Genomic DNA, 12,200 nt, shown 5'->3' with positions numbered 1-12,200 from the left:
TGGAGAAGGTGTCTCCGCTTACCTGAACGCTAACACAATAACGGAGATCATGGCTCCACTTAATCCCGCCGTTGATAGACTGCGGCTGTGAAACCCGCCACGACCCTGCGCACCCGGCGCCTGCGCGCCGATGCCGTCCGCAACCAGCAACGCATCGTCGAGGCCGCCCGCGAACTGTTCGCCGATCGCGGACTCGAGATCACCCTCGACGATGTGGCCGAACACGCGGGCGTGGGAGTCGGCACCGTCTACCGCCGGTTCGCCAACAAGACCGAACTCATTTCCGAGGTCTTCGAACGCCACCTCGGTGAATTCGCCGATGCCGCCGAGGCGAGCACGCATCATCCCGACCCGTGGCTCGGCCTGGTCCAGTTCGTCGAATACGCCTGCCGCCACCTGGCGATCAACCGTGGGTTCAGCGAGGTGATCCTCGAACTCGACCTCGATACCGAGCGCTTCCACCGCATCCGCGACCGGATCAAACCGGCGATCGCCGCCATCGTCGAACGCGCTCGGGCAGCGGGCGTACTGCAACCCGATATCGAACCGTCGGATCTCTTCGCACTGGTCCATATGGTCGACGGATTCGTCGAATTCGCCAAACCGATCGATCCGGAGATCTGGCGGCGCTATATGGTCATCACACTCAACGGAATTCGCGCCGACAGCGTCGCACGCCAGGAATTACCGGTCCGCGCGCTCACCGATGACGAGGTCGATCGCGCCAAGGCCGCGCGCACCACCCCCTGCACCGTCCGACGCCGCTGATCGCCCCTCGTACCGGCGCCGAAACGGCTCATAAATCGCGCCCTGCCGGCCGCGCTCAAGGCCTGGGTCGAGCACGGAATCAACCTGCGCGAAGGCTTCTACAAATAAGCAGTGCACCGAGTAGTGCGTGTCCGTCCCGGACCGCCGGGCGTTCACGGGCGCGCCGACCGCGCAGGCGACTTCAAGCGGAACAGCCGTAGACGACACGCTTCTCCGAACCCCCTGCCGTGATCAGCAGTTACCTTCTGTCCCAGACCGATCGAGTGTCGACTACGGCTGTCTGTCATCGGCGGGTACTACCATCCACCAGATGTCGTTGCCGAATGATATGCCAGCGTTCAATCGGTCAGTGGTTCAAGACTTCCGCGCCAACGGCGGGGAGATCACGATGGAGGGAATGCTGAAGGGGGCCGACCTGGTCCTACTGACCACCGTCGGCCGGCGCAGCGGGCGGCAGCATATCGTGCCGCTCGCCTACCTGACCGACGGTGCCGATCGAATCGTGTTGTGGGCGTCCAATATGGCCGCGGCGCAGCATCCGGCGTGGTACCGGAACCTTGCTGCCAACCCGCAGGTCATCATCGAACAACCCACCTCCGCCGGGATCGACCTTTTCACCGGCACCGCGCATACCGCCACCGGGCCCGAACGTGCGGGGCTGTTCGGGATGCTGGCGGAGCAGTTCCCGCATATGGCCGCCCATCAGCAGCAGACCGAGCGGGAAATCCCCCTCGTGGTGGTGGAACGGATATCCGGGCTGACCGGATAGGTCCCCACCGCCATACCGCCGATCGGTGCGTCCCGCCCCCGGCGCTCACCTGGATGAGGGGAAGGCGCGGCATCCGTCGCGACCCACCTCGCGTACCCGGCCCGGCTGCTGAGCACCAGACTGTAGCCATGAACAGCAGTGACGTCGCGCGTCTCGTCCACGGGGTGCTCCGCACCGTCACCCACGGTGAACCGGATATCACCGCACTGGCGGGCTCGCTGACCGAACTGGGGCTGGAGGCCGCCACGATCGGCGAGATCGTCGACCGAGTACGCCGCGACCGGGCCGAGGTCGCCCGGCTGCGCCGGCGCGAACAGGAGCTCAGCGCACTGTTCTCCAGCGCCCGCGACCTGGCCGAAGTACGCGATATCGATGCGCTGCTGGCCAGGTTGGTGGCACGCGCGCACGAGATGACAGGCACCGATGTGACCTATCTGTCGGAGTTCGACCCCACCACTCGTGACCTGCACGTTCGCAAGACAATGGGGGCGGTCACCCCGCAGTTCCAGGATCTGCACGTCCCCGCAGGCACGGGGCTGGCGAGCCGGATCGCCGATACCCGGTCGGCGCAGTGGGTGCCTCGCTACAGCGAGTACGTGGAGGGCACTCATGAGCACACCATCGACGATGCCGTCTTCGCCGAAGGAATCGTCTCGATCCTCGGTGTGCCGATGCTCTCCGACGGCACCGTGCTCGGCGTCCTGTTCGCCGCGACCCGGCAGGAACACCGCTTCACTCCCGAAGAGATCGCGCTGCTCTCGGCGCTGGCCGACCACGCCTCGGTGGTGCTGCAGACCGCGAATATCCTCGCGCAACTCCGGGAATCACAAGACCGCACCCGCGGTGCCCTCGACAAGCTGACCGCGCATCTGGAGGCCCGGGACCGGTCGAGCGCGGTCCATCAAGAACTTGTCCACGCCGTGCTGTCCGGCGGCGGCTTCACTCAGGTCGCGCGCACCTTGGCCGCGGCGCTGGACCGGCGGGTGACGATTATCGACGCCGAGTCTTTTTCGATCGCGACCTCCGCGGCCGCGGACAACGAGCACGCCGTAGTGAACCTGTCGCAGGATGTGCGGGCCGCGGTCTCCGCGAGCCGGTCGAGCGGGCACTGCCGGTCCGTCGAGAACAACAGGTCGGTCGAGGCGGTGGCCGCCGTCACCGCCGGTGAACTGTATTTCGGCGCGCTGCTGCTCACACCCGGCAGTGTGGAACTCGGTCCGGTGGAGCGGCGCACGATCGAGCGCGCGGCTCAGGTCGCGGCGCTGCTCGCCCTGCAACAGCGGGCGGTCACCGACGCCTACCGCCGTGAGCGCAGCGAGCTCGTCGCCGACCTGCTGGATGCATCGCCGGAAAGGCGGCGCGATATAGACCAGCGGGTGCGTAACCACCGCCTGACCGCGTCCGGATTGAAAACGCTGCACATCGTCGAAGTACCGCCGGATCGCCGGGCCCGCGCCGAACGCGCTGCCGCGGGTTTTCTCGGCGACAGTGGGCTGGTGAGTGAGCACGCGGCCACTGTCGCGGTGATCGGATCGGCCGCCGATCCGATGGCCTTCGCGAACGACCTCCGCACCCATCTCATCGGCGCGCTCGGAGCGCCGGTTCTCCTCGTGACCCCGCCGCGGGCGGCCGCACCCGACGAGCTCCCGCGCCTGTTCCGCACGGCGCAACAGACGATGCGGCTGCTGTCGGGGCTGGGGATCGACAACGGCGCCGTCGCCACCGACGCCTACGCCCCGTACACAGTCCTGTTCGGTACGAACCCGGAGGCTCTGCAATCGTTTCTCGATCTCACCATCGGCCCGGTTATCGACTACGACGCCAGGCACGGCACCGATCTGCTCACCACCCTGCGCACCTTCGTGCGACACGAGGCGAGCCCGACGAAGACCGCGCGAGCGCTGAACTATCACACCAACACGATCCTGCAGCGTCTCGACCGCCTCAAAGCCCTGCTCGGTGCGGATTGGCGCCGCGACGAACACCTGTTCCGTATCTCGCTCGCCACCAGGTTGGACGAGTTGCGTTCGATATCCCGGCAATGACAGCCGAATGTGGCAACAACACACTGAACAAGAGATTTCATGTGCTCCTGCCACATGTCGCTGGTTACAGCGTGGTCGTAGCGTCGATCCCGGCAGATTTTCCCCGGGACCGCGAATACCGCGTCCCCGCGATATGGAGGGCGCAGTGACCGTCGACAGCAGGATTCCCGGCTTCAAGGACTCGTCCGTCGAGCAACGCCGCTCGGTGGTTTCCGAACGGACCGGAGTTGCTGTCACGGACCTGGACGTCCTCGACCCCGCGCGCGGCCTGGACACCGAACATGCCGATCACATGATCGAGAACGTGATCGGCGTGCTGGGTATCCCGGTCGGCATCGCCACCAACTTCCGGATCAACGGCCGGGACTACCTGGTCCCCATGGCGACGGAGGAGCCCTCGGTCGTCGCCGCGGCGAGCAATGCCGCGCGCATGGCCCGCGACCTGGGCGGATTCTTCACCTCGGGTACCGGTCCGGTGATGCAGGCGCAGATCCAGTTGCTGGACCTACCCGACCCCGAGGCCGCGCGGCTACGCATCCTGGAACAACGTTCGGCAATCGTCGACCTCGCCGACGAGCAGGACCCGACGCTGGTCCGGTTCGGCGGCGGCGCCCGCGACCTGCACGTACGCCTGGTGCCGACCCGGACCGGCACCCATGTCGTAGTCCACCTGGTGGTCGATGTGCGCGATGCGATGGGCGCCAATGCGGTCAACACCATGGCCGAAGCCGTCGCCCCCAGGCTCGCGGAGATCGCCGGGGGCCGGCCGCTGCTCCGGATTCTCACCAATATGGCCGACCGGCGGATCGTGCGGGCCCGCGCCGTATTCGACCGCGACCTGCTGGGCGGAGACCAGGTCGTCGACGATATCGTGCACGCCTCGGCACTCGCCGAGGCCGACCCGTACCGGGCCGCCACGCACAACAAGGGCATTATGAACGGCATCACCGCCGCGGTGCTGGCCTCCGGCAACGACACCCGCGCTGTCGAGGCGGGCTGCCACTCCTACGCCGTCGGCCCCCACGGCCGGTACACGGCGCTGTCACATTTCGAGAAGACCGCCGCCGGGCACCTGTCCGGAACCCTCGAGGTGCCGATGGCGGTCGGCCTGGTGGGCGGCGCCACGAAGGCGCACCCGGTGGCGCAGGCAGCGATCAGAATCCTCGGGGTGGCGACGGCCGGTGAGCTCGCCGAGGTCGTGGTCGCGGTGGGGCTGGCCCAGAACCTCGCCGCCTGCCGCGCCCTGGCCGCCGAAGGTATCCAGCGCGGGCATATGAGCCTGCACGCCCGGACCGTCGCGGTGACCGCCGGTGCGGATGCCGCGGAGCTCGACGTCGTCGTCACACAACTCATCCAGGACAAGAACATCCGGGTCGAGCACGCCGAAAAGGTGCTCGCGGAGCTGCGGGGCCGGAGCTGAGATGAGCCCGGACTTCACAGCAGTTCGGCGGCCGGCACCACACCCGCACCCCCGGCCGGGCCTGCCGGCCGCGGTCCGGGTGTACGAAGTCGGCCCCCGCGACGGACTCCAGGCCGAGGCCACCGTGGTGCCGACGGCAGCCAAGGCCGAATTCTGCCGGCGGCTCGTCGCCGCGGGTATTTCGGCCGTCGAGCTCACAAGTTTCGTTTCACCGCGCTGGATTCCACAGCTGTCGGATGCCGAGGACCTGCTGGCCGGCCTCGATCTGCCGGTCGGCACCCGCCAGGTGGTGCTGGCCCCGAACCGCCGCGGGCTCGATCGGGCGCTGGCCGCCGGTGCCACCGAGCTCGCCGTATTCGTGAGCGCAACCGAGACATTCGCCGCGAAGAACCTGAACACCACCATCGCCGGCGCCCTCGAATCCGCCCGGCCCGTCGTGGCCGGCGCCGCAGCGCACGGACTCGCCACCCGCGCATATATCTCGATGTGTTTCGGAGATCCGTGGGAGGGCGCCGTCGCCCCGGGAGCGGTCGCAGATATCGCCGAACACCTCTTCGCCATGGGGGTGGCCTCGATCTCGCTGGGCGACACCATCGGTATCGCCACTCCCGGACACGTCCACGACCTCCTGGAGACCCTGTTCGCGCGGGAGATCGCCGCCACGACCCTGGCGATGCATTTCCACGACACCTACGGCCAGGCACTCGCGAACGTCTATGCCGCCCTGACCGCCGGCATCACCGAGTTCGACAGCGCGGCCGGCGGCCTGGGTCGCTGCCCGTACGCCGCTGGAGCCACCGGAAACCTCGCGACCGAGGACCTGGTGTGGATGCTGCACGGCCTCGGTATCGCCACCGGCATCGACCTGGACGCGCTGGCCGCGACCTCCCGGTGGATGTCGACCGTCCTCGGCCGGCCCAGCCCTTCGCGAGTGGTCAGCGCACTCGCCCCCTCGACTTCCTGACCCGCCCGACCCTTCGACGCCCACGGAGTACCCATGCCCACCGAACCCGCGCCGCCGGTGCCGCCGGCACCGGCCGACCCACCCACCACCGCATCGGCCACCCCGGGCGGCGAAGCCCCCCGGTACCTGGAGGTGTGGGGAGACACCGTCGTCGGTCGTCATCTGGCCTTCTCCGTGGCCATCGGCATCGGCGTGAGCCTGTCCGCGCTGCTGCTGTCCAACTGGGCGTTCTCCTCGTTCGTGACGAACGAATCGCTCGCCGACGCCTACGCGCTGCTGGTGGGTATCGCCGGATGTGTGGTGGCCGGGGTGATCTGTGGGCGCATGTTCCGGCCGAAACGCATCGTGGTCACCGACGCGTCCGAAGACGCGGCCGTCGGCGAGGTCATCGCAGCGTTGCGGGAAGAGCGGCAGGGCCTGGGATCGCTGGACGATCTGCCCGACCACACTCGGCGTGAACTCGACGATCTCGGGCTGCGCCCGCGGTTCGCCGCGGCCGAACGCGACGACACCGGGGCCACCTCATGAGTTCGATCCTCACCAGCGATATCGTGCTGGCCGTAATTCTCGCTGTGATCGGCGCGATCGTCTTCTCGCTGATCGGCATGGTGTCGGGTACCGACGAAACCGCGACCATTGCCCCGCTCACCCTGCTGGTGATCCTGCTGGGCGCGCCGCCGGCGGCGGTGTTCACGTTCTTCCTGGCCGGAGCCGTGGCCAAACATATGACGCATGCGGCGCCGACCACGCTGCTCGGCATACCCGGGGATACGATGGCGGTCCCGCTCCTGCGCGAAGCGCGGATGCTGCGCGCGCTGGGTGTACCCCATATCGCACTCCGCAAAGCGATCTCCGCGGCCGTGATCGCGGCCGTGATCGCCGTCCCGGCCGCCGTTCTGTTCGCCACCCTGCTGGCCCCGGTCGCCGACCACGTCCAGTCCGCCGCGCCGTGGCTGTTCCTGCTGGCCGCGATCGGCATCGCCTATGCGTCGCCCGGGAAATGGGCGGGCGTGGTCGCGCTCGTACCGTTCGTCGTCCTCATCCTGGGTCTCAAACAGCTCACCGAGTCCTACGATGTGGCACTCAACATCAGTTATTTCCTCGGTATCGCCGTCGGACCGCTGATCGCCGACCTCTTCTTGTCACTGGGCCCGCAGGGGCGTGCCGAAATGGCTCGTAAGGAACCGGCGACGGTATGGCTCGCTCCTGATGTCAAGACCTGGAAGGGCTACTTCCCCAATCCGTTCCGGATACTCGACCGTGGGCAGACCGGCTATGTCGCGGCCACCGCCACGGTGTCCAGTGCGACCTTCGTATTCAGTCCGGTCGCCATGACGGTACTGATGGGCGAAGTGGTCGCCACCCGGGTCAAACACGGCTACCGCCGGCTCACCTCGGTGATCGCCGCGCGCAACGGCACCACCGAATCGACCTATATCGCCGAAGCGCTCATCCCGCTGATCGCGTTCGGGCTACCGTTGAGCCCGGTCGCCGCCGGGCCCGCCGCGCCGTTGTTCAACGCCCCACCGGTTTTCACCACCGACGACGGCAACGGCAATATCGACAATCTGTCCACCGCGCTCACCAATACCGAATTCCTCCTCTACGGACTCGCGGCAGTCGCGGTGGCGATCCTCATCGCCTACCCGTTCGCGATGAATTTCGCCCACCGGGCCGCGAGTATCGTCGTGCGCTACGTGAGCCACGAGGCCATCATCGCCGCGTTCGCCGGGCTGGTCGTGGTGATCAGCGTCTGGGAGGGCGGGATACTCGGCCTCGCGGTGACGCTCACGGTCGGGCTCGTCGGCGGCCTGCTGTGCCGGTTCTTCAAAATCCACGCGGGGGTATTGTTCATGGGCTATTACGTGGCGGTGTTGACCATTCCCGCGGTGCTCGCACTCTGAGACACCGGCCGTACGCAAGCACGGCGTGTACCGGCCCGGTACACGCCGTGTGCTGCGACAACAGCCGGGAGCCCGGGGCGGTCTCGGCGGTGCTCCACTTCGTTGCCTTCCCGCAACAGCTTTCGGCCCTCATCTGCCCGACGCGGTGGCGAGCAGTGCGCGCACCGGCTCCGCATCGCGGAAATGGAGCGCCGGGCACACAGAATCTCCACAATTGACGCCTTTTCTCTCCACACCGGGTGGCTAGGCTCCCCGATCATGGAACAGAAGGCACCGGTAGGGGGAGCGGCGGCGCGGCGGATCCTGGTGGTGGACGACGAACTCACCATCGCCGAATCCGTGGCGGCGCGGTTGCGGGCCGAAGGCTTCACGGTCGAACTGGCCCACGACGGGCCTGCCGCGGTAACCGCCGCGAGCACTTTCGGACCCGATCTCGTCGTCCTCGACGTCATGCTCCCCGGCTTCGACGGACTGGAGGTGTGCCGGCGGATCCAGGCCGAACGCTCGGTGCCGGTCCTGATGCTCACCGCGCGCACCGAGGAAACCGACCAGCTCATCGGTCTCGGCGTGGGCGCCGACGACTACCTCACCAAACCGTTCTCCCTGCGGGTCCTCACCGCCCGGGTACATGCTCTGCTGCGGCGGGTCGAACGCGCCGCAACACCGAACGCGGCGATCACCGTGGTCGGCGATCTGCGAATCGACGCCGATCAGCGGCGGGTCTGGCGCGGCGGGCTGGAAGCGCAGCTGACACCGCTGGAATTCGACCTGCTGACCCGGCTGGCGCAACGCCCCCGGGCAGTACTGGCCCGCGAACGACTCCTCGAGGAGGTGTGGGACTGGGCCGATGCCGCGGGCACGCGCGCGGTCGACAGTCATATCAAGGCGTTGCGCCGCAAACTCGGCGCCGACCTGATCCGGACCGTCCACGGTGTCGGCTACGCCCTGGAGAGCAGATGAGCCGACTCACCGTCACAGATTCCGATGGCCGGGGCGGGTTCCCGGGCCGATTGCGGCAGGCGGCGGACCGGGTGGCGGCGGTCCTGCCGCGGCCACTGGACCGGATCCGCTCCATCAAACTCAAACTGGCCGTCCTGATGACCTTCGCGGGCGGGCTCGCCTTCGGCTATTTCCGCCTGCAGATCGGCTGGCTGCCACCGATGACCACGCTGGCGGCAATGGTGATCGCACTGGTGTCCTCTCAGTTCCTGGCGCACGGCATCACCACACCGCTGCGGGAGATGACCGCAGCCGCGCAGCGGATGGCACGCGGCGACTACACGCGCCGGGTACGCGCCTCCTCCCGGGACGAAGTGGGCCAGCTGGCCGAAGCGTTCAACCGGATGGCCGACGATCTGGCCGCCGCCGACCGGCAGCGTCGCGACCTGATCGCCAATGTCTCGCATGAATTGCGTACCCCGATCACCGCGCTGAGCGCCGTCCTGGAGAACCTGGTGGACGGGGTATCGCAGCCCGACCCGAAAACACTCGAAACGGCGCTCGCCCAGACCGAACGGCTCGGGCGGCTCGTCTCCGAACTGCTCGACATATCGAGTATCGAAGCGGGCGCCGTCCCGCTCGACCGCGGCGCATTCGCCATCGCACCGCTTTTCGCGGAAGTGGTGGCCGAGGTGGAGGTCATGACAGCGGCATCGGGCCGCGGAATCCGCTTCCGCAGCGAGGTGGCCCCGGCAACCGCGACCGTGTACGCCGACCGCGCCCGCCTGCACCAGGTTCTGCTGAATCTCCTGGACAACGCCGCCCGGCACGGTCCGGCCGGCGGTGAGGTCCGGCTCCGCGCCCACACCGTGGGCGGTGACCTCGTGATCGACGTAGAAGACGACGGTCCCGGTATACCGCCCGCCCAACGCGACCGCATCTTCGACCGTTTCACCCGCGGCGGCCGCACCGACGGCGGCGGCACCGGTCTCGGACTCGCCATCGCGCGCTGGGTGATCGATCTGCACCGCGGCTCCATCGCCGTCACCGACCCCGGATCCCGGATCCGCGTAGTCCTCCCGGCCACCGAGCCGACCGGCCACTGACCTTTCCCGCTGTACAGCCCGGCCGCCGATAGGCCCCGGGGCGATAACGCACACCCTCAGGAGGACTCCCGTGCCCAGAATGCCCAGACGAACTGAACCGAACGCCGACAAGGCGGGGCGGACGCCCCCGGCGCCACCGGCGGAATCCACCGGCAACACCCCCGCGCCGGCAACCGAGGACTCGGCAAAGCCGGTGAAGACCGGCAGCGGAGAAGTAACCGGCAGTGTCGAATCGGCGGCACCCGCCGGGACGGGCGACCAGGTGGGACAGACCGACTCGGCAGCAACAGCCGGCTACGCACCGACCGAGCCCGCAGGTCCGGCGACACCGGCCGAGCCCCCGGCACCCACCGACCCTGCTGAGCCGACCCTGCCGGCAGGAACAACCAACCCGTCGAAATCGTCCGGGTCGGCAGAGCCGGTGATTCCGGCACGTCCTGCCCGCACGCTCGTGACGGCCGGGGCGACCGAACCGGCCGGAAACCGGCAGCCCTCGGCCGGAGAAGGCCATTCGGCCGCGCCCACATACGGCTCCTCGGTCGCGGTGGCCCATACCGCGGGATCCTCCGGCGGCAACGAAGCGGCTACGGATTCGATATCCGATGCCGCACTGTGGGGTCCCGGCAGCGGGGCACGTATTCAGCCGTCCGGCGCGCCGGATGCGCCGGAATACCCGAAACCGCCGGCCGTCGCACCGCGCCGGCATCTGGTCGCCTACCCCGCGGGTGTTCTGCCCGCGGCGGGCATCACGGGCGTGGTCGCGGCGGCGGCCATTCCGTTCGATCGCCCCGGAATCGGCTGGTTGCTCGCGGGTTCCACGGCGGCGGTCGCAGTCGGGGTGGTCCATCGCCGGGCACGCCGGACAGCGGACCCCGCGCAGGTCCGGAACCGGGAACGCCTGTGGTGGGCCGCCGCTGCGCTGGTTTTGCTGGCAGTCGGCACATTCCGGGCCGCGGGCTGGTTGTTCGTTCTGTGTGTGGCGGCGGCAGCTGTGGCCGGGTCGCTGGCGGTGGTGGGCCGGCGTTCGGAGCGCGGGATCTTCCGGGATGCGCTGGCTGTTCCGCTGGCGTCGGCCGGTGCCGTCGCCTGGGTGTACAACGCACTGGGTAAGCGATCCGGCGGTGCCGGGGCGCATAATCGCCGGCTCGGGGTGTCCGCCGTCGTCACGGTGGCGCTACTCGCGGTGTTCGTACCGTTGCTGGCCGGCGCCGATGCCACGTTCGCCGCGCTCGTCGACGGTCTGGTTCCGCGGATGGACAGCGACGCCCTGACCCGCTGGGTCGTGGTGTTCGGGCTCGCGGGTATCGGCACTCTGGGCGCCCTGTACCTGCTCGCCGGTCCCCCGCTCCCGGCCGATGGGGAGCCGAAGGCCGCGAATCGAACGCTGGCGCGGCCGGAATGGAGCCTGCCGGTCGGCGCCCTGACGGCGGTGTTCGCGTTGTTCCTCGGGGCACAACTGGTGGCGCTGTTCGGTGGCGACGACTATGTGCAGCGCACCGCAGGCCTGACCTACGCCGAGTATGCCCGCAGCGGTTTCTGGCAGCTCTCCGCGGTCACCGTACTCACGCTCGCCGTCATCCTGCCCGTCCTGCACAGGGCGGCCCGGGACACCGCCGTGGACCGGCTGTGGTTGCGCGGCCTGTTGTGCGCGATCAGCGGGCTCACGCTGGTGATGATCGCCTCCGCGCTCGGGCGAATGTGGACCTACCAGCAGGCGTACGGATTCACCGTGCTGCGGTTGCTGGTCGCCACCTGCGAACTCTGGCTCGGCATCGTCTACGTGCTGGTGATCATCGCCGTTCTGCGCCTGGAAACAGCGTGGCTGCCGCGCAGTGCGATCGCGACGGGGACGGCCGCACTGCTGGCGCTGGCCGCAGTGAATCCCGAGGGACTGGTCGCCACCGAGAACATCGACCGCTGGGAGCGCGGCGAGGATCTCGACGTCGACTACCTGGCCGGCCTGTCGGTCGATATCGTCCCTGTCCTCGATCGCCTGCCCGCCCCGATGCGCGACGATCTGCTCGACCGGCTCGGCTACCGGCTCGACGACGACACCTGGAACAGCTGGAACCTGGCCCGCACCCGAGCCCGCTGAGCCGGCTGCGGTCTGATCGCGGCCGGCACGGTCGCCCGGACCCCGGCTTCGGCAGACACCGCATCGATCCGAATGGTCGGATTCGACGTCATCCAGAAAGGCACCGGATATCGCTCGGAGGCCGACGAGTCGGGTTGCCAGTACTGACCAGGCCGCGGGTACTGCCTCGTAGCCCGAACGCGAGGCATGG

At 68.5% G+C, this 12,200-nt stretch carries 10 protein-coding genes; all 10 read left to right on the top strand.

The genetic code is table 11. From position 1 onward, the window contains the following. The first annotated feature begins 87 nt into the window (after positions 1–87). The 10 genes from NS6_RS14360 to NS6_RS35855 all read left to right on the top strand — a co-directional run bounded on the left by NS6_RS14360 (position 88) and on the right by NS6_RS35855 (position 12,010). Entirely contained in the window at positions 88–768 is a 681-nt protein-coding gene (locus NS6_RS14360; protein WP_068041778.1) for a TetR/AcrR family transcriptional regulator, read from the top strand. 349 nt (positions 769–1,117) lie between these two features. Next, positions 1,118–1,537: a nitroreductase/quinone reductase family protein gene (locus NS6_RS14355; RefSeq protein ID WP_210747134.1), complete on the top strand. Its 420-nt coding sequence runs from the start codon at positions 1,118–1,120 to the stop codon at positions 1,535–1,537. Positions 1,538–1,665: 128 nt separating this feature from the next. Then, entirely contained in the window at positions 1,666–3,582 is a 1,917-nt protein-coding gene (locus NS6_RS14350; RefSeq protein ID WP_068041771.1) for a helix-turn-helix domain-containing protein, read from the top strand. A 145-nt stretch (positions 3,583–3,727) separates the two neighbouring features. Continuing rightward, complete coding sequence (locus NS6_RS14345) at positions 3,728–5,002, top strand: hydroxymethylglutaryl-CoA reductase, degradative (RefSeq protein WP_157112760.1); 1,275 nt, start codon at positions 3,728–3,730, stop codon at positions 5,000–5,002. A 1-nt stretch (position 5,003) separates the two neighbouring features. Further along, positions 5,004–5,966: a hydroxymethylglutaryl-CoA lyase gene (locus NS6_RS14340; RefSeq protein ID WP_068041765.1), complete on the top strand. Its 963-nt coding sequence runs from the start codon at positions 5,004–5,006 to the stop codon at positions 5,964–5,966. Positions 5,967–5,999: 33 nt separating this feature from the next. After that, on the top strand, positions 6,000–6,494 hold the full coding sequence (locus tag NS6_RS14335) for a hypothetical protein (protein WP_068041762.1): 495 nt from the start codon (positions 6,000–6,002) through the stop codon (positions 6,492–6,494). Next, positions 6,491–7,870, top strand: a complete 1,380-nt coding sequence (locus tag NS6_RS14330; protein ID WP_068041759.1) for a tripartite tricarboxylate transporter permease — start codon at positions 6,491–6,493, stop codon at positions 7,868–7,870. The genes NS6_RS14335 and NS6_RS14330 overlap by 4 nt, the downstream gene beginning before the upstream one ends. A gap of 258 nt (positions 7,871–8,128) precedes the next feature. Continuing rightward, complete coding sequence (locus NS6_RS14325) at positions 8,129–8,830, top strand: response regulator (protein ID WP_068041757.1); 702 nt, start codon at positions 8,129–8,131, stop codon at positions 8,828–8,830. A 137-nt stretch (positions 8,831–8,967) separates the two neighbouring features. Next, entirely contained in the window at positions 8,968–9,915 is a 948-nt protein-coding gene (locus tag NS6_RS14320) for a HAMP domain-containing sensor histidine kinase (RefSeq protein ID WP_371859341.1), read from the top strand. 79 nt (positions 9,916–9,994) lie between these two features. After that, entirely contained in the window at positions 9,995–12,010 is a 2,016-nt protein-coding gene (locus tag NS6_RS35855; protein ID WP_245669340.1) for a DUF4153 domain-containing protein, read from the top strand. Positions 12,011–12,200: the final 190 nt, after the last annotated feature.

Source organism: Nocardia speluncae NBRC 108251 (genome assembly GCF_001613245.1).
GTDB classification, from domain to species: domain Bacteria; phylum Actinomycetota; class Actinomycetes; order Mycobacteriales; family Mycobacteriaceae; genus Nocardia; species Nocardia speluncae.
The sequence above is the reverse complement of the archived record's forward strand: the minus strand, read 5'-3'. Positions and strand labels throughout refer to the sequence as shown.

What these genes read in the sequence shown, in the direction of transcription:
- NS6_RS14320 (WP_371859341.1), top strand. Translation starts at nt 8,968, where the DNA reads ATGACCTTCGCGGGCGGGCTCGCCTTCGGCTATTTCCGCCTGCAGATC.
- NS6_RS14325 (WP_068041757.1), top strand. Translation starts at nt 8,129, where the DNA reads ATGGAACAGAAGGCACCGGTAGGGGGAGCGGCGGCGCGGCGGATCCTG.
- NS6_RS14335 (WP_068041762.1), top strand. Translation starts at nt 6,000, where the DNA reads ATGCCCACCGAACCCGCGCCGCCGGTGCCGCCGGCACCGGCCGACCCA.
- NS6_RS35855 (WP_245669340.1), top strand. Translation starts at nt 9,995, where the DNA reads ATGCCCAGACGAACTGAACCGAACGCCGACAAGGCGGGGCGGACGCCC.
- NS6_RS14330 (WP_068041759.1), top strand. Translation starts at nt 6,491, where the DNA reads ATGAGTTCGATCCTCACCAGCGATATCGTGCTGGCCGTAATTCTCGCT.
- NS6_RS14340 (WP_068041765.1), top strand. Translation starts at nt 5,004, where the DNA reads ATGAGCCCGGACTTCACAGCAGTTCGGCGGCCGGCACCACACCCGCAC.
- NS6_RS14350 (WP_068041771.1), top strand. Translation starts at nt 1,666, where the DNA reads ATGAACAGCAGTGACGTCGCGCGTCTCGTCCACGGGGTGCTCCGCACC.